This is a genomic window from Pseudomonas berkeleyensis (assembly GCF_014109765.1).
Taxonomy (GTDB): Bacteria; Pseudomonadota; Gammaproteobacteria; order Pseudomonadales; family Pseudomonadaceae; genus Aquipseudomonas; species Aquipseudomonas berkeleyensis.
In genome coordinates this window covers 2,191,878-2,217,094 of the sequence record NZ_CP059139.1, presented here as the reverse complement: position 1 = coordinate 2,217,094, position 25,217 = coordinate 2,191,878, and the positions used below count along the sequence as shown (strand labels likewise).

Below are 25,217 nucleotides of genomic sequence, written 5' to 3'. Positions count from 1 at the left end.
CCGAGATGCGTATCTGCCTGTTCAGCAGCAAGCCCTACGACCGCGACTCGTTCCTCGCAGCGAACTGCCCCCCTGACTGGCACCTGCAGTTTCACGACACGCGCCTGACGGTCGACAGCGTAGCGCTGGCCAGCGGCTGCGAAGTGGTCTGTGCCTTCATCAATGACGACCTGTCGGCCCCGGTGCTGGAGCAGTTGGCTGCCAGCGGCACGCGCCTGATCGCACTGCGCTCGGCCGGCTACAACCATGTCGACCTGGCAGCAGCGCAGCGCCTCGGCCTGCCAGTAGTACGCGTACCGGCCTATTCACCGCATGCCGTGGCCGAGCACGCCGTAGCCCTGATTCTGGCGCTGAACCGCCGCACTCACCGCGCCTTCAACCGCACCCGCGAGGGGGATTTTTCTCTGCACGGCCTGACCGGTTTCGACCTGCACGGCAAGACCGTCGGCGTGGTCGGTGGCGGCAAGATCGGCCAGGTATTCGCCGGCATCATGCATGGCTTCGGTTGCCAGGTGCTGATCTACGACCCGTTCCCGCTGAGCGGACTCGATGCCCTGGGCGCACGCCAGGCACCACTGGACGAAGTGATCGCCAACAGCGACATCCTCAGCCTGCACTGCCCGCTGACCGACGAGAGCTACCACCTGATAGACAGTGCACGCCTGACCCAGATGAAACGCGGCGCAATGTTGATCAATACCGGCCGCGGCGCGCTGGTCGATGCCCCGGCCCTGATCGAGGCACTGAAAAGCGGCCAGCTCGGCTACCTAGGCCTGGACGTCTACGAAGAGGAATCGGAGCTGTTCTTCGAGGATCACTCCGACCTGCCCCTACAGGACGACACCCTGGCCCGCCTGCTGAGTTTCCCCAACGTGATCATTACCGCGCACCAGGCCTTTCTCACTCGCGAAGCGCTTGGCGCCATCGCCCGCACCACGCTGGACAACATCGCCGCCTGGATCGCCGGCAGCCCGAGCAATGAGGTCAAGGCCGGCGCGTGATAGCATGCCGGCTGATCCGGAGGACCCATGGCCGAACACGATTTCCGTTATTCCCTGCTCAACCCGCAACACACCCTCACCGAATGCCGCGCCCTGGCGCCGGGCCGCTATCAGGTCACCGGCAACGGTGGCTCGATCCAGGCCAATGACACGCTGCTGGTCACCCTCAAAGGCAGTCGCGACCTGCACATGCGTCTGGACGTGGAGAAGGTTCGCCATCTGATCAACCCGCCCGGCCAGTGGCTGGCCGTGTGCAAAGGCCCGCAGTTCAAGGAGCTGGCCATCCATAACTGGCAAGTGAACTGCGACGGTTGCGGCAAACAATTGGATTTCGAGTTCGCCGTCGACGCGGCGCTTGGCAAGGCCGCACAAGCGCCAGCTGCCGAGGCCCGTATCGCCGAATTGGGCTGGCGCAACGACGCCGGCCGCCATCTGTGTCGAACCTGCCAGGAGGCCTGACACCATGTACCGCGCCCTGCCACTCGCCCTGCTCGCCGCCACGTTGGCCGGCTGCGCCAGCGACGCACCGCAGCTGGAAACCGAACGCAGCTACCGCGTGGAATGGATCGGCGAACGCCCGCTGATCGATCGCAGCCACCTGACCATCACCTTCGCCGCGGATGGTCGCGCCCATGGGCATGCCGGCTGCAACCACTGGTTCGCCGGTTATTCGCTCAAAGGTGACGCCATCCGCTTCGATGCCCCAGGCAGCACCCGCAAGATGTGCGCACCATCGCTGATGGAGCAGGAGCAACGCTTCCTGGCAGCCTTGGGCGAAGTGCAGCGCTGGGACTTCAATGGCATCGGTCAGTTGCAACTGTGGCCGGCCAGCGGCAAGCCAATTCGCCTCTGGGCTGAATAGAAACCGCGGCATGTTCGCAGGGTGGGGAACCCTACCGGATTGACGACGGATGGCGGGGTGCACCCGCCCTACACGCCTGGGCTACGTGAACAGATCCAGTTGCTCCTGACGCCCACGCAGGTCGTGCAGCCTGACACCAACCCCGAGCAGGCGCACCGGCTTGCCGCCACGCGCAAAGGCACTGCTCAGCAATTGCCGATAGCTCTCCAGATCCCGACTGGCACCAGCCTGCTCCAGGGTGGTCTGGGTAAAGTCATGGAACTTGACCTTGACGAAGGGTTTGTCCGGCCGATAGCTCGAATCCAGGCGCAGCAGACGGCCGTTCATCTCCTCGAGCAGCGCCGGCAACTTCTCCAGGCAGCTGTCCAGATCCGGCAGATCCTGATCGTAGGTATTCTCGACGCTCAACGACTGCCGACGGCTGTCCACCTGTACCGCACGCTCGTCGATACCATGCGCCAACCGCCATAGACGCTCGCCAAAGCTGCCGAATTCGCGCACCAGCGCCAGCTTGTTCCATTCGCGCAAATCCAGGCAAGTGCGAATGCCCAGACGCGTCAGCTTGTCTGCCGTGACCTTGCCAACGCCATGCAGCTTGCTCACCGGCAACGCCGCGACGAAATCGTCCACCTGATCCGGCGTGATGACGAACAGCCCATTGGGCTTGCGCCAGTCGCTGGCAATCTTGGCCAGGAACTTGTTCGGCGCCACGCCAGCCGACACGGTGATGTGCAACTCCTGCGCAACGCGGTGACGAATTTCCTGAGCGATGCGCGTGGCACTACCGGAAAAATGTGGCGAGTCGCTGACATCGAGATAGGCCTCGTCCAGCGATAGTGGTTCGATCAGATCGGTGAACTGGCGGAAGATGGCGTGAATTTCCCGCGAGACACTGCGGTACGCCTCGAAGCGCGGCTTGACGATCAACAGGTCCGGGCACAGTTTCAGCGCCTGCCGCGACGACATCGCCGAACGCACGCCATAGGCCCGCGCCTCGTAGTTGCAGGTGGCAATCACTCCGCGCCGATCGGCCGAACCACCAACCGCCAGCGGACGGCTGGCCAGGCTCGGGTCGTCACGCATCTCGATGGCGGCGTAAAAGCAGTCGCAGTCGACGTGAATTATCTTGCGCACAACACCCTCGAAAGCCTTACCAGGTCTGGTCGAACTCGCTGAAGTCTAACAGTTGTTTGAGGCTAACCATCTGAGTTGAAAACAGTTTTTTGAAGATAACAGTTGACGTAAGACTCTCTGCCGGTAGAATGGCGACCGCGGGATGGAGCAGTCTGGTAGCTCGTCGGGCTCATAACCCGAAGGTCGTAGGTTCAAATCCTGCTCCCGCAACCACCTTCCGAAAAGGCCACTCAAGCGAGTGGCCTTTTTGTTTGTCTGGTCGATTAATGATTTCGATCAAAATCAAAAAATCGATTGACAACACTCTCTCCCTGAATAGAATAGCCGCCGCGGGATGGAGCAGTCTGGTAGCTCGTCGGGCTCATAACCCGAAGGTCGTAGGTTCAAATCCTGCTCCCGCAACCACCTTCCGAAAAGGCCACTCAAGCGAGTGGCCTTTTTGTTTGTCTGGTCGATTAATGATTTCGATCAAAATCAAAAAATCGATTGACAACACTCTCTCCCTGAATAGAATAGCCGCCGCGGGATGGAGCAGTCTGGTAGCTCGTCGGGCTCATAACCCGAAGGTCGTAGGTTCAAATCCTGCTCCCGCAACCACCTTCAGAGAAAGGCCACTCGATCGAGTGGCCTTTTTCGTTTCCGGATATTGATCTTCCTCAGTTTCACATAAGCCAAGCGCGCCTATGCTGGAGATACCTGCCGCAGATGCAGGACATTACCGAGGAAGCCTGTATGAATTGGAAGAACACCCCACCACGCTATGGAAGCCTGTCCATCGGCCTGCACTGGTTGATGCTGATCCTGATCGCCGCCGTTTACACCTGCATCGAGCTCAAGGGCAATTTCCCCAAGGGCAGCGATACCCGCGAACTGCTCAAGCAGTGGCACTTCATGCTCGGCCTGAGCGTTTTCGCCCTGGTCTGGCTGCGCCTGCTCGCCCGTGCGCTGAGCCCTACTCCGGCCATCCAGCCCGCGCCACCGAGCTGGCAGAACCTGCTCGCCAAGCTCATGCACCTGGCACTGTACGCCCTGATGATCGGTGCGCCGCTGGCCGGCTGGCTGATTCTCAGTGCCGCCGGCAAGCCCATTCCCTTCTTCGGCCTGGAGCTGCCCGCATTGATCGGCCCGGACAAGGAGCTGGCCGGACAGATCAAGGAGCTGCACGAACTGGCCGGCACCGCCGGTTACTGGCTGATTGGCCTGCATGCACTCGCCGGCCTGTACCACCATTACGTAGTGCGCGATAACACCCTGACGCGCATGCTGCCGGGGCGCAATTGAGGTAACGGCGCCTCTGGTCAAGTGCCCGAACCGCCGCTAGAATTGCGCACTTTTTGATCAGAGGCGCCACCCAGGCGCCCGTTAGAGGTTAGCCCGCATGTCCAGCGCCACCCCGAAAGTCGGATTCGTCAGCCTCGGCTGCCCGAAAGCAACCGTCGACTCCGAACGCATCCTGACCCAACTGCGCATGGAAGGTTACGAGATCGTACCGACCTACCAGGATGCCGACGTGGTGGTGGTCAATACCTGCGGCTTCATCGATAGCGCCAAGGCCGAGTCGCTGGACGCCATCGGCGAGGCACTGGCCGAGAATGGCAAGGTGATCGTCACCGGCTGCATGGGCGTGGCCGAAGACAGCATCCGCGATGTGCACCCGAGCGTGCTGGCCGTCACTGGCCCGCAGCAGTACGAGCAGGTAGTCAACGCCGTACACGAAGTCATCCCGCCGAAGACCGAGCACAACCCGCTGATCGACCTGGTACCGCCGCAGGGCATCAAGCTCACCCCGCGCCATTACGCCTATCTGAAGATTTCCGAAGGCTGCAACCACACCTGCAGCTTCTGCATCATCCCGTCCATGCGCGGCAAGCTGGTCAGCCGTCCGGTGGGCGACGTGCTCAGCGAAGCCGAGCGCCTGGTCAAGGCCGGCGTCAAGGAGCTGCTGGTGATCAGCCAGGACACCAGCGCCTATGGCGTCGATCTCAAGTACAAGCTGGACTTCTGGAACGGCCAGCCGGTGAAGACGCGCATGCTCGAACTGTGCGAAGCGCTGTCCTCCATGGGCGTGTGGGTGCGCCTGCACTACGTCTATCCCTACCCCAACGTCGATGACGTGATCCCGCTGATGGCCGCCGGCAAGCTGCTGCCCTACCTGGACATTCCGTTCCAGCATGCCAGCCCGAAAGTGCTCAAATCGATGAAGCGTCCGGCCTTCGAAGACAAGACCCTGGCGCGCATCAAGAAATGGCGCGAGATCTGCCCCGAGCTGACCATCCGCTCCACCTTCATCGTCGGCTTCCCCGGCGAGACCGAAGAAGACTTCCAGTACCTGCTCGACTGGCTGACCGAGGCGCAGCTCGACCGCGTCGGCTGCTTCCAGTACTCGCCGGTAGAAGGCGCACCAGCCAACGAGCTGGGCCTGGAGCCGGTACCGGATGACGTCAAACAGGAGCGTTGGGAGCGTTTCATGGCGCATCAGCAGGCGATCAGCTCTGCGCGTCTGCAGGCCAAGATCGGTCTGGAGATGGACGTACTGGTCGACGAAGTGGACGGCGAAGGCGCCGTGGCTCGCTCCTGGGCCGACGCCCCGGAGATCGACGGCAGCGTGTTCATCGACTCCACCAACGTCAAACCGGGCGACAAGGTGCGTGTGCGCATCGTCGATGCCGACGAATACGACATGTGGGGCGAGCTGGTCTGATCAACCCGCCACACCCAAGAGCCCCGCACAATGCGGGGCTTTTTATTGCCACCCGCTTCAAGCCGCCTTTCTTTCCCGTCCCGGATGACGCTTGCCGGTACAATGTCATTTTTCCTGCCGAGCCAACCCATGAGCGAACCCACCCGCCTGTCCAAACGCGTCATCGAACTGTTCGGTTGCTCGCGCCGTGAGGCCGACCTGTACATCGCCGGCGGCTGGGTGACGGTGGATGGCAAGGTCATCGAAGCGCCGCAGTTCAAGGTCGAGGATCAGCGCGTCGAGCTGCACCCCGATGCCAGTCTTGATCCCGTCGCGGCCGTCACCCTGCTGGTGCATTGCCCGGCCAACACCAGCGCCGGAAAGTTGCAGCAGCTACTGACCGCCGCGCAGCACTGGGAAGAAGACCCGCACGCGCAGCGCATCCTGCATGGGCACTTTCTGCGTCAGGAACAGAGCCTGCCGCTGCAAAATGGCGCCAGCGGCCTGGTCATCCTCAGCCAGGACTGGCGCACCCAGCGCAAACTGCGCGAAGACGGCAACAAGCTGGAGCAGGAATACCTGGTCGATGTCAGCGGCGAATTGCCTGCCAGCGCCCTGGAGCGTCTGAAGAAAGGTCTGCTGCACAAAGGCGTGCAATTCCCACCATGCAAAGCCAGTTGGCAAAGCGAACAGCGCCTGCGCTTCGCTCTGAAGAATCCTGCGCCCGATACGCTGCGGCAGATCTGCACCGCCCTTGGCCTCAAGGTACTGGCCATGAAGCGTATCCGCGTTGGCGGCGTACCGATGGCCAAGCTGCCGGCCGGGCAATGGCGCTACCTCGGCGACAAGGAACGCTTCTGAAGCAGAGCTGTAGTAGGCTAAGCCTGCAAATGCCGTAGGGCGGGTGCAACCCGCCATAGACCATCCGGCGGGTCGCACCCGCCCTACGCGCTCACGCCCTGGAGATTGCCGCCATGCGCACCCTGCTTCTGACCACCCTGCTCGCCCTGAGCCTGTCCGCCTTCGCCGCGCCGGCGCCATTCTTCCTCTGGCAGAGCAAGGTCGACGGCCATCTGACCTGCGCCCAGGTCAGCCCTGGCGAAGGCTGGATTCGTTTCACCGGCCCGTTCCGCGATGCTGGCTGCCGGGTGGCGCATGACGCACCGGTCTCCAGGCGCTAAGCAGAACGCCATGCAGCATCTGGTTTCCCCGGTCGGTATCGTCCGCTCCTGCTTCAAGGAAAAATTCGCCATCCCCCGCCAGCCGCACCTGGCACCTGCCGCACGCGGCGTGCTGGAGTTGCTGCCGCCCTTCGATCAGGGCGAGGCTGTGCAGGGCCTGGAGCAGGTCAGCCATGTCTGGTTGCTGTTTCTGTTTCATCAGGCGCTGGAAGACAAGCCGCGCCTGAAGGTGCGTCCGCCACGCCTGGGCGGCAACCAGTCGGTCGGCGTGTTCAGCACCCGCGCCACCCATCGCCCCAACGGTATTGGTCAGTCGGTGGTGCGCCTGGAAAGGGTCGAGCCAGGTCGCCTGCACCTGTCGGGCATCGATCTGCTCGATGGCACGCCGGTGCTGGATATCAAACCCTACGTGCCCTACGCCGATTGCGTGAACGATGCGCACAACGCCATGGCCGATGCCGCGCCGCGACTGATCCCCGTGGAGTGGCAAGCCGATGCCTTGCCGTTGGCGCGCCAACACGCGCTGCGCCTGAACGAGCCACTGGTGGAACTGATCGAGCAATGCCTGGCGCAAGATCCGCGCCCGGCTTACCAGCAACCAGAGCCCGAACGACGCTATGGCGCGCGCTTCTGGGATCTGGACGTGCACTGGCATTATCCCGAGCCGGGGCGCATCCGGGTGCTGGATGTGCAGAAGGCAGCGAACATCGCATAGCGTCGACAGCGCCAGCGGTGCGCACGGCGCACCCTACGGAGGGTTTGGCGCATGAGCAGGCATTTCGGTGGGCAATGATGCCTGCTTTCCGCGTCGCCAGGCCCTAGGGTGAAGCTTCACCATCCTGCGAGGCCTGTTCATGCATCCGTACTTTTCCCTTGCCGGGCGCACCGCCCTGGTCACTGGCGGCACCCGCGGCATCGGTCTGATGATAGCCAAGGCCTTCGTCGAAGCCGGCGCCCACGTCTATGTCTGTGCCCGCGACGGCGAAGCCTGCGCACAGACCGCCGCCGAGCTTTCCGCCTTCGGCAAGTGCACCGGCATCACCGCCAACCTCTCCGATGAGGAAGGCGTACAGGCCCTGGCTGCCGAGCTGACCGGGCGCATCGACAAGCTCGACATCCTGGTCAACAACGCCGGCACCACCTGGGGCGCGCCGCTGGAAAGCTACCCGGCCAAGGGCTGGGAAAAAGTCATGCAGCTCAACGTCACCTCGGTATTCGGCTGCATCCAGCAATTGCTGCCGCTGCTGCGCAAGGCCGGTTCAGCGGATTGCCCGGCACGGGTGATCAATATCGGTTCGGTAGCCGGCATCAGCGCCATGGGGGAACAGGCTTATGCCTATGGCCCGAGCAAGGCCGCGCTGCACCAGCTGTCGCGCATGCTGGCCAAGGAGCTGGTGGGCGAGCACATCAACGTCAACGTGATCGCCCCGGGGCGCTTCCCGAGCAAGATGACCCGTTTCATCGCCGAGGACGAAGCGGCGCTGGCTGCCGACACCGCAGTGATTCCGATGAAACGCTGGGGCCGCGAGGAAGAGATGGCCGCCCTGGCGCTGAGCCTCGCGGGCAGCGCAGGCGCCTACATGACCGGCACCGTCATCCCCATCGACGGCGGTTTTCACCTGGGCTGAAGCACGTTAACGAGCAGGAGGCGGCACGCCGCCTCCTGCCTTTCAGGTACGGAACTGCCGCACAATTCCCTGAAGCTCGACACCGAGCCGCGCCAGCTCCGCACTGGAGGCAGCGGTCTGCTCGCTGGCGGTGGCACTCTGCTCACCGATATCACGCACGCGGGTGACGCTTTCGTTGATCGCCTCGGCTACCGCACTCTGCTCCTCGGCGGCTGCGGCGATCTGCTGATTCATCTGTTCGATGGTGCTGACCGCCTGGGTGATGCGCCCCAGGGCATCGCCCGCCTCGCCTGCCAGCTCGACGGTACGCCGCGTCAGGTCACGGCTGCTGTCCATCTGCTGCACCGCGCCCTTGGCCATGCTCTGCAGGCCGGCGATCAGGCCTTCGATTTCCTCGGTGCTGTCCTGCGCACGCTTGGCCAGCGCACGCACTTCGTCGGCGACCACGGCGAAACCACGGCCCTGCTCCCCCGCGCGCGCCGCCTCGATGGCAGCGTTGAGCGCCAGCAGATTGGTCTGCTCGGCAACATTGCGGATGACCTCCAGCACGCTGCCGATACGTGCACTTTCCTGATTCAGCGCGGCTATGGCCTCGGCGGATTGCTCCACTTCATTGGCCAGGTTGTCGATCTGATCCACCGCCTGTTGCACTACACGGTTGCCCTGCTGCGCCTCGAGGTCGGCATCACGCGCCGCCAGCGAGGCCTGCTCGGCGTTCTGCGCTACTTCCTGCACGGTGGCGGCCATCTGGTGCATGGCGGTGGCGGTCTGCTCGGTCTCGAGTTTTTGCGTCTGCACCCCAGCGCTGGTCTGCGCGGTGATTGCCGAGAGCTGCTCGGCAGCGGCGGCGATCTGCCCGACGCCGCCACCGATACGGCCGACCAGGCTGCGCAGGCTGACAGTCATGTCCTGCATGGCAGAGAGCAATTGGCCTACCTCGTCACGGCGATCCTGGGGAATGTCCTGACTGAGATCACCGGCGGCAATACGCTGGGCGAAACCTACGGTCTGGCGCAGCGGTACGACGATCAGACGGGTGATCAACAGCGCGGCGCACAGCCCGAAGATCACCGCCGCAGCGCCCATGACGCCGAGCATCGTCAGCGCTCGCCGACTGTCGTCGAGCATGCCCTGTTCGGCGTTGGCCTGCGCCGCCTCGGCGAGTCCGAGTACCGAGCGGGCGCGCTCGATCATCGCGTTCTCGGTGGCCTCGTTCTGGCTGCGAATCTGCTGGTAGTACTGGAACGAACGCTGGTACAGGGTCAGGGCTTGCAGGGCCGTCTCGATAGAGGCTTTCTGATCGTCATTGAGCCAGACCATCAGGCTGTTGGCGACGGTCTGCAGGTCGTCGCTGACGTACTCCCACTCCTCCAGCGCCTTGGCCGAGCCGTCGATGATGTAGAGGCTTTCATAGCTGCGCAGGTCGAGCATGCGCTTGCTCAGACCGGAAGCGGTTTCCGCCAGGGTCAACGGATCGCTGCCACGCAGGCGGTCGCCCTGCAGGCGTAGTTCACGCACGGCGTCGTACATGTCCAGTTCGATCATTTCGAAACGATCGCGCGCCTCGCCGGCAGCATCGCGCATGTCCTGACGCGCCTCGCGCGCCTTGCCCTGCTGGGCGACGTAGTTGTCGAACTGCTTCAGGTACTCATCAACGGCCTGCTGCATGGTCTGGATACGCGTGCCTTCGACCATGGCGGAATTCTTTGCGAAGTCGGCCAGCATGGCCTCGACCTTACGCAGGCTGGCATGAACGCGCTCGGCACTCTCAGGGGTTTGCTCGATGGCGAAGCTACGCTCCAGCCTGCGCGCCTGGAGGATCTCCTGATTCACCTGCCCCAGCTTGCCGACCTGTTCATGTCCGCCAAGCACAGCCTGCACGGCGAGAAAGCCACTACCGGTCATGGCGGCGGTCAGCAGCAGAACCAGACCGAAACCGATGAAGAGTTTCTTGCCGACGGCAAGGTTGGCGAATAGACGTGCGACAGGCTTGAACATAAACGGCAGCTCCAAGTTCTTCTTATAACGTCACACCTTCATAGGGCACGACTTGGTCGATAACCCACGCAACTGCTGTGCCAGGACTATGGCTGAGTATCGGCCAGAAGATGGCGCGGCTTGAGTGCTGGCAAAACGCCAAAATCATGCACGCACCATTGACGCTAAGAAGTGCGGTATTTGCCTGAGTCGGCAAATATCCGCTGGTTGATGCCGAGCATTCGGCGATTTTTCGCCACCCTCTCAGGACAGATTCAGGGGGTATTGAGGCGAGCACCGATAACTCAAATCCTATTGAGCATCGGGCTGCGCCTCGGGTGCGGCCAAGCTGAAAGCCTCCAGTGACTCACAGCGCGCCGCCAGGTCGAGAATGCGCGGGTAGGCAGCCAGATCACAGGCAAAACGCCGTGCGTTGTACAACTGCGGGATCAGGCAGGCCTCCAGATAGCCTGGCCGCGAGCCCAGCGACAGACGCCCGTCGAACGCCACCAACCCCTCTTCCACCGCAGCCAAGCCCAGCTCGACCCAGTGCCGATACCAGGCGTTCTTCGCCTTGTCATCGACACCCAGCTCGCTGGAGAGGTATTGCAGCACGCGCAGGTTATTCAGCGGGTGCACATCACAGGCGATGTGCAGCGCCAGCGCCCGCACCTGGGCACGCTCGGCCGGGTCGGCTGGCAGCAGCGCCGGCAGCGGGAAGATTTCTTCGAGGTACTCGATGATCGCCAGTGATTGGGCGATGCGTACACCGCCGCCTTCCTCGTCCACCAGCAGCGGCAACAGGCCCTGCGGGTTCAGCGCGCGATATTCGGCGGCGTGCTGCTGGCCGCCGTCCTTGACCAGATGCACCGGCACTTGCTCGTAGGCCAGGCCCTTGAGGTTCAGGGCGATACGCACACGGTAGGCGGCGCTGGAGCGCCAGTAGCCGTAGAGTTTCAACATTGCGGATTCCTTTCGAAACGCAAGTTGTAGGAGCAGCTTCAGCCGCGATCGATCTTGAAGACGCCAAGAACATCGCGGCTAAAGCCGCTCCTACGAATTAGCGGGCATCGTAGCGTTCCACCACCTGGTCGATGGCGCCGAAGAGGCTCTGGCCGGCGGCGTCGAACATCTCGATACGTACCCGGTCGCCGAACTTGAGGAATGGCGTCTTCGCCTCGCCCTGCTCGACGATCTCCAGCATGCGTTTCTCTGCCAGGCAACTGGAGCCTGCGCTGCGGTCGTAGTTGGATACCGTGCCCGAACCGATGATGGTGCCGGCGCCCAGTGGGCGGGTCTTGGCGGCATGCGCCACCAGAGTCGGGAAGTTGAAGGTCATGTCCACGCCGGCGTTCGGCTGGCCGAACAACGTGCCGTTGATGTGTGAAACCAGCGGCCGGTGCACCTTGCCGTCCCTCCAGCTTTCGCCCAGCTCGTCCGGGGTGATGGCCACCGGGGAGAAGCTCGACGACGGCTTGCTCTGGTAGAAACCAAAGCCCTTGGCCAGCTCGCCGGGGATCAGGTTGCGCAGCGACACGTCGTTGACCAGCATCAGCAGACGAATATGCCCAGCGCCTTCGGCCGGCGTGGGGCCCATCGGCACGTCATCGGTGATCACCGCCAGCTCGGCCTCCAAGTCGATGCCCCAGGCTTCGTCGGCCAGACGGATCGGGCTATGTGGCGGGATGAAGGCATCGGCACCGCCCTGGTACATCAGCGGGTCATGCCAGAAGCTTTCCGGCATCTCGGCCCCGCGCGCCTTGCGCACCAGCTCGACATGATTGACGTAGGCACTGCCATCGGCCCAATGGTAGGCGCGTGGCAACGGGCTGTGGCAGGCCGCCTGATCGAAGGCGAACGCGCCCTCTTCCAAACCATCGTTGAGGCGTTGGTAGACCGCCTCCAGTTTCGGCCGGGCCACGGCCCAGTCGTCCAGCGCGGCCTGCAAGGTGGCGGCGATCTGCGGTACGCGCACGGCGCGACTCAGGTCGCGGGACACGACGATCAGCACGCCATCGCGGCCTTGATTCAGTGATGCGAGTTTCATGGTTCCTACCTATTCGTCTGTTCGCGTGCGGGCTGTTCTCCCCTCTCCCACTTGTGGGAGAGGGGCCGGGGGAGAGGGCGTGGTTGCTAGCCCCCTCTCCCTAACCCTCTCCCCGAGGGGAGAGGGAACGATTGGTGACCGCCCTTAACCTTGTATACCCGGCGCACGCCAGGAATTGACGTACTCGGCCACGTCCACCGCAGCAGCGGCATCGCTCACCTCCAGGGCGCGGCGGGTGTCGATCATCACCGCCACCTCGTCGATGAAGGTGGCCGGATCGACCTGGCTCTTCTTCAGCGCCTTGGGGTGCGGTCCATGGGGGAAGCCGCACGGATGCAGGGTGACCATGCCCTGCTCGATGTTGTCGCGGCTGAAGAAGTTGCCACGGTGATAGAACAGCACCTCGTCGTAGTCGTCGTTGTTGTGGAAGAACGGCACCTTGAGCGCGCCGGGGTCGGACTCCACCGGGCGCGGGGTGAAGGTACAAATCACGAAGCCATTGGCGACGAAGGTGGTGTGTACCGACGGCGGCAGGTGGTAGCGGTGGCTGACCAGCGGACGAATGTCGCGCCAGTTCAGGCGCACCACGGTGTTGTCGCCATGCCAGCCGACCACGTCCAGCGGGTTGTACGGGTAGGTCACGGTGCTGATCTGGCCGCGCCGCTTGATGCGGATCTGCCAGGTGCTCTCGTCCTGCTGCACCTTGAAAGCCTCATCGATATGCGGGTGTTCGAGTACCGCCAGGTCGAAGATCGCCTGCGGGCCGAGCAGGCCCTTGTCCGGCAACTGGTAGGCGCCGTCGGTGTTCTCGATCAGCAGGAAGTAGCTCGGCGTGCTGGCCTCGATACGCCAGGCGGTGCCGCGTGGGATCAGCAGGTAGTCGCCGTCGCGGTATTCCAGGTGGCCGAAGTCGCAGTAGAAATGCCCGCTGCCTTCATGGACGAACAACAGCTCGTCGCCGTCGGCATTGCGCACCAGGTGACGCATGGCGCCATGGGTGCGCCAGACGCGCAGCTTGACGTCGGCGTTGTGCAACGTCAGCGGCGCCGCCAGCGGGCAATCGCGCTCACTGGGGATGTCGTTGAAGTTGAACGCGTGCGGGCGCAGCGGGCCTTCCCAATCGATCCAGCCAGTGGGTGGATGCTTGTGGTGCAGGTGCGCGGTGGGGCCGAAGAAACCCTCGCGGCCCATTTCGCGCTCGTAGGTGCCCTGCGGCAGGTCGCAATGCGCCTGACGCGAACACTCACCCTCACGCAGGGGAAAGCGAATCCATTGACGGCTCATGGCATCACTCCTCGGAGATCACACCGCGACGCAGCTGGTCTTCCTCGATGGATTCGAACAGGGCCTTGAAGTTGCCCTCGCCGAAGCCCTGATTGCCCTTGCGCTGAATGATCTCGAAGAAGATCGGGCCGATCACCGTGTTGGTGAATATCTGCAGCAGGATGCCGTCATCGCCGGGCGCTCCATCGATCAAGATGTTCAGTTCACGCAGCACATCGGTCGGCTCGCCATGACCGGCGACGCGGCTGTCGACCTTCTCGTAATAGGTGTCCGGGGTGGTCATGAAGTCCACGCCATTGGCGCGCAGTTGGCGCACGGTGGCATAGATGTCGTCGGTGGACAGCGCGATGTGCTGAATGCCCTCGCCGTGGTATTCGCGGATGAATTCCTCGATCTGCGACTTGTCGTCGGCCGACTCGTTGATCGGGATGCGGATCTTGCCGCACGGCGCGGTCATGGCACGGGAGAACAGGCCGGTGAGCTTGCCTTCGATATCGAAGTAGCGGATCTCGCGGAAATTGGCGATGCGCTCGTAGAAGCCAGACCAGACGTCCATCTGCCCACGCCGCACGTTATGGGTCAGGTGGTCGATGCATTGCAGCCCGACAGCGTTGTCGTTGGGACTGCGGCCTGCAACGTACTCGAAGTCGACGTCGTAGATGCTCTTGTCACCATAGCGGTCGACCAGATACAGCAGCGAACCGCCGATGCCCTCGACGCAGGGAATGTTCAGCTCGCCGAAGTTGGCATGACTGCCCACCAGCGTGGCGCCCTGCTGCTCGACATAAGCGGCGGCCTGGGCAGCGTTCTTCACCCGGAAGGCCATGGCGCAGGCGCTGGGGCCGTGTTTTTCACCGAATGCACGCACGTGGCCGGTAGGGCTGCCGTTGAGCACGATATTGATGTCGTTCTGCTGGAACAGCCACACCTCTTTCGAGCGGTGCTTGGCGGTTTCGGTGAAGCCCATGGCGGTGAACAACTGGCGCAGCTGGGCAATGCCTTCGTCACTGGGTGCAGTGAATTCGACGAATTCGAAACCGTCGGTTCCGATGGGGTTGTGCTGCTCGATCTTGGCCACGGCGGTCATCTCGCCTCCTGATTGTCATTGTTATGGCACACGCACGAATGCGTTGCGGACAACCTCATGACAACCGAGCGAAGAGCCCCGCTCAAGACGGCTTGTGACACCCCGCCACAGCTGTAGATCACAGCAATGGCAAATTTTCCTTACACCCTGCTCAGGATGATGGGGAAGCCAAGCAACCCCCTTACATCCGTAAATTTTTCCTTACAGCCTGGCCAGCAAACTTGCCGTCGGTAGTCACCGCGCACTCGTGAAACTGTAGGCGCGCTCCACTTTGGCCACCCGCGTGACGAAGGACTCGTACCAGGTACTGCGTCCCTGCTCGCGCACCAGGCGGTGTTCGGCATGCTCGCGCCAGGCACAAATGGCCTCCTCGCTCTGCCAATAGGACAGGGTGATGCCCAGGCCATCGCTGCGCGCCGACTCCACGCCGAGAAAGCCGGGCTGCTGGGCCGCCAGTTCGAGCATGCGCTGCGCCGCTTCCCCGTAGCCCTCCTCCACGTCGGTGCGAAGCGAGGTGAACATCACCACGTAGTAGGGTGGCTCCGGTGTGGCGGCGATCATACCGCCACCTCCAACTGCGCCTCGTGCACCGACTGCACCGCGCAGGCACCCACCAGGCCGGCCACCACCGGCGGCACCCGACCTTCCAGGGCCGCACGCTCGGGCTGGAACAGAGTGGCGATGAAGAACGGATGGTCTTCCAGTTCGATGGCGCGTACTGCACCGGCTGCATCATGCCCGGAGGCTTTCAGCGCCTGCGCCATCAGCGGCTCGACGAAGGCATCGACCAGACCATAGCGACACAGGTACTGCTCGCTGATCTCACGCACGCCATACAGCTCGGCGATGCGTGAACCTGACACCAGGTGCACGCGCTCGCTGATATCCAGCAACGAGCAGGCCAGCGGTGCGATCAGCCGCGTGTGGGCTTGCGGCGACAGTTCGGCATGCTCGGCATCCGTCCAGCCCAATTGGTTGCGCGCATATTCCAGCAGCGCATGCTGGAAGCCACCGCAGGTGCCGAGAAATGGCACGCCCTGCTCGCGGGCAAAACGAATCGCCCGCAATGCGCCGTCGGTAGCCGCGTAGGGGCTGCCCGGCACGCACCAGATGCCGTCGTAGTCCGCCAGGGCGGCGTCATCGACGATGCTGTCAGTCGCCAACCAGTGCGGCTCGACCGCCACACCCAGCGCCTCGCTGGCCAGGCGCAGCGCCTCGGGAATGGCCCGGTGGGCGGTAATCGCCGGGTTGTAATCCCCGACAAGGGCAATCTTGACTCGACACTTGCTGTACATGCGCGCTCCCCCTATTGCTTGGCGGTCTGTACAGCACTATAAGATGGCGCTCGCGCAATAATAATTGGCGAACAGACAAGCAGAGATTGCACGAATGCAATATCAGATCGATCACACCGACCTCACCCTGGTACTTGCACTGGTACGCGGGCGCTCCCTGGCCCGTGCGGCCGAGTTGCTGCAGGTCGACGTTTCCACGGTGTTCCGCTCCATCCGCCGACTGGAAGCCGCCCTGGGCGTGGCGCTGTTCGAAAAGAGCCGGCGCGGCTATGAGCCGACCGACACCGCCAAGGCTCTCGCCGAGCAGGCGGAACAGGCCGAGCAGGCGCTGGATGCTGCGCGTGTGGCATTGGAACAGGGCAAACAGGTGGTCAGCGGCACGGTGCGGCTGACCTGTACCGACGCCGTACTCAGCAGCCTGCTGCTACCGGCGCTGGCGCGCTTCATGCCGAACTACCCGGCACTGGCGCTGGAGCTGGTCACCTCCAATGACTTCGCCAACCTCAGCCGACGCGATGCCGACGTCGCCCTGCGCCTGACCAGACAGCCGCCAGAACACTTGGTCGGCCGGCGACTCGGCTCGGTGTCCTATGTCGTCTGTGCACGAAATGACGGACAGGATCGCAGCGACCTGAGCCGCCAACCATGGATCGCTCCGGATGAATCGATGCCCGACCACGCCACGGTGCTATGGCGCATGCATGAACTGCCCGGAGTGACGCCCGCCTATCGCTGCAGCAGCATGCATGCCGTGGCGCAGCTGGCCCGTACAGGGCTGGGTGTGGCGGCATTGCCGGATTTCGTCCTGCGCAGCCAGCCGGAATTGCAGGCGCTGACCTCGGCCCTGCCCGGTTGCGATACCGAGCTCTGGCTACTTACCCGCCCGGACTGCCGTGCCCTGCGCTCGGTACAGAGCCTGTTCGACGAATTGGGCGAAGCGTTGATGGCGAGCGTAGCCCGGATGCAATCCGGGGCCGGTTGACACGGGCTCCCCCGGATTTCTCCGGACTGCCGCGCTGCTCGACATGGCCTGACGCTTATCATCGCCGCGGTGCGCACGGCGCACTCTACAAACTCCCGCCCGTAGGGTGCGCCATGCGCACCAACAGAGGCATCAGCCCTGCTGCAAATGCCCGTACAGCTTGGCGTACAACCCGCCTTCGGCGATCAACTGCTGATGACCGCCATCCTCGGCGACGCTGCCGCCGTCGAACACCAGGACGCGATCAGCCTGTTTCACCGCAGACAGGCGGTGGGCGATGATCAGTGTGGTGCGGCCATTGAGGAACTGCGCCAGCGCTTCGTGCAGCGCGTACTCGGTGGCGGCGTCCAGCGCTGATGTGGCTTCGTCGAGGATCACCACCTTAGGCTCGGCCAGCACCATGCGGGCAATCGCCAGACGCTGACGTTGGCCACCGGACAGGCGCACACCGCTGCGGCCAACCACGCTATCGAGCCCCTGCGGCAGTTGCTCGATGGTATCGGCCAGTTGCGCAATACGCAGCGCCTGCCAACAGGCTTCATCGCTACGTTCACGGCCCATGGTCAGGTTGGCGCGCACCGTGTCGTTGAACAGCGCCGGATGCTGCAACACCACCGCCACGTTGTCGCGTACGCAGTCCAGGCCGATCTCCTCCTGGCTGCTACCGCCGAAGCGAATGCTGCCGGCCTGCGGTGTGTAGAGGCCGAGCAATAGCTGCACCAGCGTGCTCTTGCCGCCACCGGACGCACCGACGATAGCCACCTTCTCACCTGGTGCGATGGACAGGTTCAGGCCATTGAGCACCGGCTCCTCGCCGTAACCGAAGGTCAGCCCCTGCACTTCGATGCCGACGGTTTCACGCCCCTTGAACGGATTCACCTTGCCGGGATACTGCGGTTCGTCCTTGCGCGCCAGCAGCTCGTTGATTCGCGTCAGCGCACCGCCAGCGGCGTAGAAAGCGTATTGCAGGCTAAGCAGTTGCTCCACCGGCCCGATCATGAACCACAGGTAGCTGAATACCGCGAGCATCTGGCCGATGGACAGGTCGGAAAACAGCACGGTGAGCATCGCCGCAGCGCGAAACACGTCGATGCCAAACTGGAACAGCAGGCCGCTGGCGCGGTTGGAGGCATCGCTCTTCCACTGCGAGGCCACGGCGTAATCACGCACCTCACGAGCGCGCCCGCCAAGGCGACCGAGAAAGAAGCCCTGGCGATTGCCGGCGCGCACTTCCTGAATGGCCTCGAGGGTTTCGGTCAGCGCCTGGGTGAAACGTGCAGTGCTGTCGTTTTCCAGTTTCTTCAGGTGTTTGACGCGTTTGCCCAGCTGTACCGTGGCGTAGATCACCAGCGGATTGAACAGCAGGATCAACAGCGCCAGCTGCCAGTGCATCCAGATCAGAATCGCCGAGGTACCGACCAGAGTCAGCACCGCCACCAGAAAACGGCTCAGCGTCTCGCCAACGAATTTGTCCAGCGTATCCAGGTCGGTGACCAGGTGCGTGGTCACCGTGCCGCCACCGAGGCTCTCGTATTCACCGAGGGAGATACGCTTGAGGCGCTCGATCAGGCGCATGCGGATGCGGTAGACGATGTCCTTGGACAGCCTGGCGAACAGCCGCGCCTGCAACACGTTGAATATCAGCGCCGCCCCCCGCAATACCAGGGTCAGCACCAGCATCAAGCCGATATAGCCGGCGGCCGTTTCCCAATTGGCCGGCAGGAAGTTGTCCATCACCTTGAGCGCGGCATCGCCATCGCCCAACAGCACCTCGTCGACCAGCAACGGCAACAGCAAGGGGATCGGCACGCTGCACAGCGTTGCCAGCACGGCGACCAGATTGGCAAGGATCAGCGCTTTCCTGTGATGCAGGGCCAGACGACGGACTTCAGCCCAGCTCAACCGATCAGGCATGAGCCGCACGCTTCAGCCAACGACCCAGCAGCGGCGCCAGCGCTTCCAGCGGCTGATAGCCGTTGGTCAGCAGCGCCAGTTGGCCGTCGCGCTCGGCCAACAGCGTAGGGAAGCCGGCAATGCCCAGATCCTGCACCCAGCTGAAATCGGCGGCGGTGGCCTCATGCATGGCCTGACTGTCGAAGGCCTCGGCGAACTCGATGCGCGGGATGCCCGCCTGCTCGGCCAGTTGCACCAACGCACTGGCCTGGGTGACGTCGACGCCTTCGGTATAGAACGCCTGCTGGATGCCCTTGAGCAGTGCCCAGGTGCTGGCGACATCGAGATGACGTGCGGTGACCAGCGCGCGACAAGCCGGCTCGGTGTCGTATACCAAGCCCTCCGGCAGGCCACGCTGGAAATCGAACAATTGCCCGGTGCTGGCATTGACCGCCTGCCAGTAGCCCAGGTACTTCACCCGCGCCGCCGCATCGACGGCCACCTGGTCACGGCGCAAGCCACCGACCACGACCTGTAACGGCACGTCTGCCGCAGCAGCCTGCTCGGCGAGCGCCTCGACGACCGGGGCAAAACCCCAGCACCACGAGCACATCGGATCCATCACGTAGAGCAGGCGGCTTGCCATGATCAGGCCTCGTTCAGTTGGCGGGGGTCACGACCGATGGGATGCGGCTGGTTGCGCGCACGCGCCAGCTCGATCTGCTTCTGCCGCTCGCGAGCGCCTTCGCGGGTTTTCTCCGAGAGCGAATTCCAGCAGTGCGGGCAACTGACGCCGGGGCTGTAGAACTCGGACTGGCGATCCTCGACGGAAATCGGCGTGCGGCAGGCGTGGCACTGGTCGTACTCGCCCTCGGACAGATCATGACGCACGGTGACGCGGTTATCGAAGACGAAGCAGTCGCCCTGCCATTTGGTCTCTTCCTGCGGCACTTCCTCGAGGTATTTGAGAATGCCGCCCTTGAGGTGATAGACCTCTTCGAACCCCTCGCCGAGCATGTAGCTGGAGGCTTTCTCGCAGCGAATGCCACCGGTGCAGAACATCGCCACCTTCTTGTGCTTGCTCGGGTCGAAGTGCTGGCGAACGTACTCGGGAAATTCGCGGAACGACTTGGTCTTCGGGTCGATGGCGCCCTCGAAGGTGCCGATGGCCACTTCGTAGTCGTTGCGGGTGTCGATCAGCAGCACTTCCGGGTCGCTGATCAGGGCGTTCCAGTCCTGCGGCTCGACATAGGTGCCGACGCGCTGGTTAGGGTCTACGCCCGGCACACCGAGGGTGACGATTTCCTTCTTCAGCTTGACCTTGGTTCGATAGAACGGCTGTTCATCGCAATAGGATTCCTTGTGGTCGATATCGGCCAGGCGCGCGTCCAGACGGAACCAGGCGAGCAGCGCATCGATGCCGGCGCGGCTACCGGAAACGGTGCCGTTGATGCCTTCCTCGGCGAGCAGCAGGGTGCCTTTGATGTCGTTATCGATCAGGGTTTGCAGCAGGGGTTCGCGCAGCGCTTGGTAATCCGGCAGGGAGACGAATTTGTACAGCGCCGCGACGACGATCTTGTCGGTCATGAACAGTTCTCTCAGTAGTCACCCACGTAAAGGGCGGACTGCGGTGCGATCTCGTGCACCGCCCCGGCAAGGCGGCGAAGGCGCAGATCGCGATTCAAACGAAAACGCCGGCGTGGGCCGGCGCGGGGTGATTCTACAGCAGGGACGATGGCCTGGCACCCTTGCGGGCGCCCGGCAGACGAACTCAGTGGTCGTGCTTGCTGCCGCCATGGCAGGTCGGCGAATCCGGTGCCACGCCCTGCGCTGCCCATTCCTCCGGGGTGTAGGTATGCAGCGCCAGGGCATGGATCTGCCCCATCAGCTCGCCAACCGTGGCGTAGACCTTCTGGTGCCGCTTGACCGCATTCAGGCCCGAGAACGCCGGGCTGACGATCACCGCCTTGTAGTGCGTTTCCAGGCCGCGGCTGTGCATATGGCTCTCATCCAGCACGTCGAGGTGCTCGGGCTGCAGATCGGTCAGGGCCGCGGTGAGAAGGTCTTGCTTGGACATCATGGGCTCCATCAGGGTTGTTTAACGCCGATCTCGTTGCTCATATCGGCCAGCAGCTTATTCACTTCCGGCACCGCGGCTTCCAGCTTGCTCTGGGTGATCTGCGCCGACTGTGCGGTGAGGGTCGGCATCTTCTGCAGCACCTTCTGCCCCAGCGGCGACTCATAGAAGGCGATCAGATCCTTGAGTTCCTGCTCGTTGAAGTTGGTGGTGTAGAGCTTGACCATGTCCGGCTTGAGCTTGTCCCAGCCCACCGCCTTGTCCAATGCCGTATTGGCCTTGGCCTGGTAGCTCTCCAGCACAGCTTTCTTGCCCTCTGGCGCCTGGGCGAAACGCTGGGCGAACATCTGCTGTACCTGGGCATAGACCGGCACGGTCAGCTTGTCGGCATGGGCCAGCTTGAGGAAGCGCTCGGCATCGGCGGCGTGGCTGGCAGCATCGGCCATGGCCAGGGATGCCGAAGCGCTAAGCAGAACGGCGGTGCACAGTTGGGAGAAACGGAGCATGGAGAGGCTTCCACTGGTGATGAATGAGTCTGAGTAGACTGCGGTGGCCGCATTTTGTGCCCTGAGCCGAATTCCCTCAAGCGCTCCAGCGAGTTGTGCACTGGCTCACAACGCGCATGTCCACTGGCGCACCCGCTGGTCAGTTGCCAAATTGCCAGTACTTGCCCATGCTAGCGCGCGCTCGGCATGCTTTGCGACATCCACCAGTAGATAGATGGCGTGCGCACTCCCCGCCTCGGCAATTGATCGCCAGCCTGCGCACACACATGGACGTGCTCGATGACCAGTATCGCCACCGCCTATACCGCTCTCCCGCCACAGCCGCTTTGCGACAGCAAAGGCCGGTTGCTGGACGACGCTGTCGGCTGGTCGAGCCGCCCACAAGTGGACTGCACCCTGCACGGCCATGCGGGGCGCCGCAAGCGCTGGAACCACTGGTGCATCACCACGCCGCAATGGATGCTCTCCCTGACCCTCGCCGACCTCGATTACCTGGGCTACGGCGCTGCCTATTTCCTAGACCTGGAAAGCGGCCAGGCCGTGGCGCACACCCAGTTCCGCCCCTTCGCCCTGGGCTGCCAACTGCCGGATCTGCCGCTGGAGAGCCACGCCTTCAGCCATTCACGCCTGCAACTGCGCATCGACGAGCACCCAGGCCGACTGCGCCTGACCGCGACAGCACCGGATATCGGCGGCCAGCCACTGCAGGTGGCCCTGGACATCCAGCGCCCCGCTCACCTGCAATCGGTCAATCTGGTCGCACCGCTGCAGGGCGGCGGCTTCCACGCCACCAGCCGACAACTCGGCCTGCCGGCCGCCGGTAGCGTGCAACTGGGACGCAAGCAATACCGCTGCACACCCGGACAAAGCTTCGCTGCACTGGATTTCGGCCGTGGCGTCTGGCCACTGAACAGCTACTGGCAACGCGCGGCCTTTGCCGCAGCCGGCGGCATCGCCGGCAACTTCGGCTCGGGCTGGCTGGAACACAGCGGCCTGTCAGAAGACGCCTTGTGGTTCGGCGGTGAAGTGCAACTGCTGGACAGCCCCATGCAGATCGAACGCAGCTCGCAGGCGCCCCTGGCGCCGTGGCGCCTGGACAGCGCAGACGACAGCGCTTCACTGCTCTTCACCCCACGTCAGCTGCATCGCGCCTGCCCCAAGCTCGGCCCCTTCCATGCCAATACCGTGCAGTGGTTCGGCCACTACAGCGGCGTGCTGCGCGGCCCCAAGGGCGAACGCGTGCCGGTCGATGGGGCGCTGGGTTGGCTCGGCGAGACGCACGCACGCTGGTAATAGGGCCGATAGACAATCCGTGGAACCAGTCTCCAGCGAGGCAGCCTAAACTGCCAAGCACCCTCGCCCCATCTTCCGGAGAACCCCATGAGCCGTACCGAGACCGACAGCATCGGCCCCATCGAAGTCCCCAACGAAGCCTACTGGGGCGCGCAGACGCAGCGTTCTCTGATCAACTTCGCCATCGGCGTCGAACGCATGCCGCTGCCCGTGCTGCATGCCCTGGCCCTGATCAAGAAAGCCGCTGCGCGGGTCAACAGTCGCAGCGGCGAGTTGCCAGCCGATATTGCCCGACTGATCGAACAGGCCGCGGACGAAGTGCTCGACGGCCAGCACGACGCGCAATTCCCCCTGGTGGTCTGGCAGACTGGCAGCGGCACGCAGAGCAACATGAACGTCAACGAGGTCATCGCCGGTCGCGCCAATGAGCTGGCAGGTGGCAGCCGTGGCGGCAAGAGCCCGGTACACCCCAACGATCACGTCAATCGCGCGCAGAGTTCCAACGACTGCTTCCCCACCGCCATGCACATCGCGGCGGCACAGGCCGTGAAACACAGCCTGCTGCCAGCCATCGCCGAACTGCGTGACGGCCTGCAGGAACAGGCGCAGCGCCACGCCAACCTGGTCAAGACCGGGCGCACCCACATGATGGATGCCACGCCGATCACCTTTGGCCAGGAGCTTTCCGCCTTCGTCGCCCAGCTTGGCCATGCCGAAGCCGCCATTCGCGCCGCCCTGCCCGCGGTCTGCGAACTGGCTCAGGGCGGCACCGCCGTCGGCACCGGCCTCAACGCGCCTCCCGGCTTCGCCGAAGCCATCGCCGGGGAACTGGCAGCGCTGTCCGGCCTGCCGCTGACCAGTGCGCCGAACAAGTTCGCCGCCCTCTCCGGCCATGAGCCACTGGTACAGCTCTCCGGCGCCCTCAAGACCCTGGCCGTGGCGCTGATGAAACTGGCCAACGATCTGCGCCTGCTTGGTTCCGGCCCGCGCGCCGGCTTCGCCGAGGTGCGCCTGCCGGCCAACGAGCCAGGCAGCTCGATCATGCCTGGCAAGGTCAACCCGACCCAGTGCGAGGCGCTGTCGATGCTGGCCTGCCAGGTGCTGGGCAACGACGCCACCATCAGCTTCGCTGCCAGCCAGGGCCACCTGCAGCTCAACGTGTTCAAGCCGGTGATCATCCATAACCTGCTGCAATCGATCCGCCTGCTCGCCGACGGCAGCCGTAACTTCCAGCAGCACTGCATCGCCGACCTGCAACCGGACTCCGCGCAAATGGCCGCCCACCTAGAACGCGGACTGATGCTGGTCACCGCGCTCAACCCGCATATCGGCTATGACAAGGCCGCTGAAATCGCCAAGAAGGCTTACGCCGAAGGCAGCACACTGCGCCAGGCTGCCTTGCAGCTTGGTTACTTGAACGAAGAGGAGTTCGATCAATGGGTTCGACCACAGGACATGCTTGGAGCCAGTCGGCATGACTGAAGGCAAGAGCGGTGCGACCCCGCTGGAAGGCGATGGCAAACGGATTCTGCTGGTTCTCGGCACGCCGAAGAAGGACAGTCTTTGCCACGCTCTGGCCGAGGCATACAGCCATGGCGCGCGCGGCAAAGGCCACGTGGTACGCCAGATCAAGCTGGGCGAAATGCAGTTCGACCCGGTATTGCGCGACGGTTACGAGCAGAGTCAGAACCTGGAACCGGATCTGCTCGAAGCCCAGCGTCTGATCCACTGGGCCGAGCACCTAGTGTTCGTCTACCCGGTCTGGTGGGGCGGCGTGCCGGCGCTGCTCAAGGGTTTCTTCGATCGGGTATTCCTGCCGGGTTTCGCCTTCAAATACCGCAACCGTTCGCAGTTGTGGGACAAGCTACTCAAAGGTCGCAGCGCCGATCTGCTGGTGACCATGGACACCCCACCCTGGTATTTCCGCTGGATCTACGGCGCCCCAGCGCACCGGCAGATGGTGCGAACCATCCTCGGCTTCTGCGGCATCAAGACCCGCCGCCTGAGCGAATTCGCCCCGGTACGCCCATCCAGCGAACAGCAACGCCAGAACTGGCTGCGCAAGGCCGAAGCCCTGGGGGCCAAGGCCTAGTTTGTAGCAGCCACGGGAGGGGCTTCGGTTGCGACAAAGACTCGTCGCTGGAGCGCCTCGCCACGATTCACCGTAAGGTGCGCCGCGCGCACCGACAGCTCATCGATGCGCCCCTCCTCTCCGGAAGATGCTCTAGCCGAGACAAAGCTGCATACCAGAGCACGCATGGCGCATCAGGTAAGCAACTCATACCTTCGA

General features: G+C 63.5%; 26 protein-coding genes, 3 tRNA genes and 1 pseudogene. 16 read left to right on the top strand and 14 right to left on the bottom strand.

Going from position 1 to position 25,217, the window contains the following annotated elements; translation table 11 throughout:
• Positions 1-5: 5 nt before the first annotated feature.
• Genes HS968_RS10395 through HS968_RS10385 form a run of 3 tightly spaced genes read left to right on the top strand, consistent with a single transcriptional unit; the run spans position 6 to position 1,863 of the window.
• Positions 6-1,001 carry a 2-hydroxyacid dehydrogenase gene (locus HS968_RS10395; protein ID WP_182371179.1) on the top strand — a complete coding sequence of 332 codons (996 nt, stop codon included), beginning with the start codon at positions 6-8 and terminating at the stop codon, positions 999-1,001.
• Between the two features lie 27 nt (positions 1,002-1,028).
• Positions 1,029-1,460 carry a hypothetical protein gene (locus HS968_RS10390; protein ID WP_037004099.1) on the top strand — a complete coding sequence of 144 codons (432 nt, stop codon included), beginning with the start codon at positions 1,029-1,031 and terminating at the stop codon, positions 1,458-1,460.
• Positions 1,461-1,464: 4 nt separating this feature from the next.
• Complete coding sequence (locus HS968_RS10385) at positions 1,465-1,863, top strand: META domain-containing protein (RefSeq protein ID WP_182371178.1); 399 nt, start codon at positions 1,465-1,467, stop codon at positions 1,861-1,863.
• 81 nt (positions 1,864-1,944) lie between these two features.
• Here HS968_RS10385 and dinB read toward each other — a convergent pair whose 3' ends face one another.
• Complete coding sequence (dinB, locus tag HS968_RS10380) at positions 1,945-2,997, bottom strand: DNA polymerase IV (protein ID WP_182371177.1); 1,053 nt, start codon at positions 2,995-2,997, stop codon at positions 1,945-1,947.
• Between the two features lie 136 nt (positions 2,998-3,133).
• On the opposite strand from dinB, the gene HS968_RS10375 reads away from it, so the two are divergent.
• The 9 genes from HS968_RS10375 (at position 3,134) to HS968_RS10335 (ending at position 8,486) form a co-directional block, all read left to right on the top strand.
• Positions 3,134-3,210: transfer RNA gene (locus HS968_RS10375), tRNA-Met, on the top strand.
• Positions 3,211-3,325: 115 nt separating this feature from the next.
• Positions 3,326-3,402, top strand: a tRNA-Met gene (locus HS968_RS10370).
• Positions 3,403-3,517: 115 nt separating this feature from the next.
• Positions 3,518-3,594, top strand: a tRNA-Met gene (locus HS968_RS10365).
• A 135-nt stretch (positions 3,595-3,729) separates the two neighbouring features.
• Complete coding sequence (locus HS968_RS10360) at positions 3,730-4,278, top strand: cytochrome b (RefSeq protein WP_182371176.1); 549 nt, start codon at positions 3,730-3,732, stop codon at positions 4,276-4,278.
• A 97-nt stretch (positions 4,279-4,375) separates the two neighbouring features.
• Positions 4,376-5,698, top strand: a complete 1,323-nt coding sequence (gene rimO, locus HS968_RS10355) for a 30S ribosomal protein S12 methylthiotransferase RimO (protein WP_182371175.1) — start codon at positions 4,376-4,378, stop codon at positions 5,696-5,698.
• Between the two features lie 129 nt (positions 5,699-5,827).
• Complete coding sequence (locus HS968_RS10350) at positions 5,828-6,538, top strand: rRNA pseudouridine synthase (RefSeq protein WP_182371174.1); 711 nt, start codon at positions 5,828-5,830, stop codon at positions 6,536-6,538.
• Between the two features lie 113 nt (positions 6,539-6,651).
• Positions 6,652-6,858 (top strand): hypothetical protein, encoded by a 207-nt coding sequence (locus HS968_RS10345; protein ID WP_182371173.1) that lies wholly within the window; start codon positions 6,652-6,654, stop codon positions 6,856-6,858.
• A 10-nt stretch (positions 6,859-6,868) separates the two neighbouring features.
• Entirely contained in the window at positions 6,869-7,573 is a 705-nt protein-coding gene (tsaA, locus tag HS968_RS10340) for a tRNA (N6-threonylcarbamoyladenosine(37)-N6)-methyltransferase TrmO (protein WP_182371172.1), read from the top strand.
• Positions 7,574-7,712: 139 nt separating this feature from the next.
• Positions 7,713-8,486, top strand: a complete 774-nt coding sequence (locus HS968_RS10335; RefSeq protein ID WP_182371171.1) for an SDR family oxidoreductase — start codon at positions 7,713-7,715, stop codon at positions 8,484-8,486.
• Positions 8,487-8,528: 42 nt separating this feature from the next.
• Here the strand turns inward: HS968_RS10335 and HS968_RS26655 are convergent, their stop codons facing one another.
• The 8 genes and pseudogenes from HS968_RS26655 to HS968_RS10300 all read right to left on the bottom strand — a co-directional run bounded on the left by HS968_RS26655 (position 8,529) and on the right by HS968_RS10300 (position 16,176).
• The gene (locus HS968_RS26655; RefSeq protein ID WP_407681654.1) at positions 8,529-9,233 is read right to left on the bottom strand and encodes a methyl-accepting chemotaxis protein; all 705 of its coding nucleotides are present in this window, start codon (positions 9,231-9,233) and stop codon (positions 8,529-8,531) included.
• 201 nt (positions 9,234-9,434) lie between these two features.
• A pseudogene (locus HS968_RS26650) lies at positions 9,435-10,391 on the bottom strand (methyl-accepting chemotaxis protein); the annotation flags it as partial.
• 384 nt (positions 10,392-10,775) lie between these two features.
• Complete coding sequence (gene maiA, locus HS968_RS10325) at positions 10,776-11,426, bottom strand: maleylacetoacetate isomerase (protein ID WP_182371169.1); 651 nt, start codon at positions 11,424-11,426, stop codon at positions 10,776-10,778.
• A 97-nt stretch (positions 11,427-11,523) separates the two neighbouring features.
• Complete coding sequence (locus tag HS968_RS10320) at positions 11,524-12,510, bottom strand: fumarylacetoacetate hydrolase family protein (RefSeq protein ID WP_182371168.1); 987 nt, start codon at positions 12,508-12,510, stop codon at positions 11,524-11,526.
• Between the two features lie 144 nt (positions 12,511-12,654).
• Positions 12,655-13,794 carry a homogentisate 1,2-dioxygenase gene (locus HS968_RS10315; protein WP_182371167.1) on the bottom strand — a complete coding sequence of 380 codons (1,140 nt, stop codon included), beginning with the start codon at positions 13,792-13,794 and terminating at the stop codon, positions 12,655-12,657.
• A gap of 4 nt (positions 13,795-13,798) precedes the next feature.
• Positions 13,799-14,881, bottom strand: coding sequence for a 4-hydroxyphenylpyruvate dioxygenase (gene hppD, locus HS968_RS10310; protein WP_182371166.1), 1,083 nt, complete (start codon positions 14,879-14,881; stop codon positions 13,799-13,801).
• A gap of 234 nt (positions 14,882-15,115) precedes the next feature.
• Entirely contained in the window at positions 15,116-15,442 is a 327-nt protein-coding gene (locus tag HS968_RS10305; RefSeq protein WP_182371165.1) for an antibiotic biosynthesis monooxygenase family protein, read from the bottom strand.
• A complete protein-coding gene (locus HS968_RS10300; protein WP_182371164.1) occupies positions 15,439-16,176 on the bottom strand; it encodes a CTP synthase C-terminal region-related (seleno)protein in 738 nt (245 codons plus the stop codon). The genes HS968_RS10305 and HS968_RS10300 overlap by 4 nt, the downstream gene beginning before the upstream one ends.
• 94 nt (positions 16,177-16,270) lie before the next feature.
• Between HS968_RS10300 and HS968_RS10295 the strand changes: the two genes are divergently transcribed.
• A complete protein-coding gene (locus HS968_RS10295) occupies positions 16,271-17,158 on the top strand; it encodes a LysR family transcriptional regulator (RefSeq protein ID WP_182371163.1) in 888 nt (295 codons plus the stop codon).
• A gap of 132 nt (positions 17,159-17,290) precedes the next feature.
• Here the strand turns inward: HS968_RS10295 and HS968_RS10290 are convergent, their stop codons facing one another.
• From HS968_RS10290 to HS968_RS10270, 5 genes are all read right to left on the bottom strand, one after another.
• The gene (locus tag HS968_RS10290; RefSeq protein ID WP_182371162.1) at positions 17,291-19,072 is read right to left on the bottom strand and encodes an ABC transporter ATP-binding protein; all 1,782 of its coding nucleotides are present in this window, start codon (positions 19,070-19,072) and stop codon (positions 17,291-17,293) included.
• The gene (locus HS968_RS10285) at positions 19,065-19,697 is read right to left on the bottom strand and encodes a DsbA family protein (RefSeq protein ID WP_182371161.1); all 633 of its coding nucleotides are present in this window, start codon (positions 19,695-19,697) and stop codon (positions 19,065-19,067) included. The genes HS968_RS10290 and HS968_RS10285 overlap by 8 nt, the downstream gene beginning before the upstream one ends.
• Before the next feature lie 2 nt (positions 19,698-19,699).
• Positions 19,700-20,638: an oxygen-dependent tRNA uridine(34) hydroxylase TrhO gene (gene trhO, locus HS968_RS10280; RefSeq protein WP_119695022.1), complete on the bottom strand. Its 939-nt coding sequence runs from the start codon at positions 20,636-20,638 to the stop codon at positions 19,700-19,702.
• Between the two features lie 184 nt (positions 20,639-20,822).
• On the bottom strand, positions 20,823-21,128 hold the full coding sequence (locus HS968_RS10275; protein ID WP_182371160.1) for a BolA family protein: 306 nt from the start codon (positions 21,126-21,128) through the stop codon (positions 20,823-20,825).
• A gap of 11 nt (positions 21,129-21,139) precedes the next feature.
• Positions 21,140-21,634, bottom strand: coding sequence for a DUF2059 domain-containing protein (locus HS968_RS10270; RefSeq protein WP_106736193.1), 495 nt, complete (start codon positions 21,632-21,634; stop codon positions 21,140-21,142).
• Positions 21,635-21,913: 279 nt separating this feature from the next.
• Between HS968_RS10270 and HS968_RS10265 the strand changes: the two genes are divergently transcribed.
• The 3 genes from HS968_RS10265 to HS968_RS10255 all read left to right on the top strand — a co-directional run bounded on the left by HS968_RS10265 (position 21,914) and on the right by HS968_RS10255 (position 25,019).
• Entirely contained in the window at positions 21,914-22,927 is a 1,014-nt protein-coding gene (locus HS968_RS10265) for a DUF2804 domain-containing protein (RefSeq protein ID WP_182371159.1), read from the top strand.
• Positions 22,928-23,014: 87 nt separating this feature from the next.
• A complete protein-coding gene (locus HS968_RS10260; protein WP_182371158.1) occupies positions 23,015-24,409 on the top strand; it encodes a class II fumarate hydratase in 1,395 nt (464 codons plus the stop codon).
• On the top strand, positions 24,402-25,019 hold the full coding sequence (locus tag HS968_RS10255) for an NAD(P)H-dependent oxidoreductase (RefSeq protein ID WP_182371157.1): 618 nt from the start codon (positions 24,402-24,404) through the stop codon (positions 25,017-25,019). The genes HS968_RS10260 and HS968_RS10255 overlap by 8 nt, the downstream gene beginning before the upstream one ends.
• The last annotated feature ends 198 nt before the right edge of the window (positions 25,020-25,217 follow it).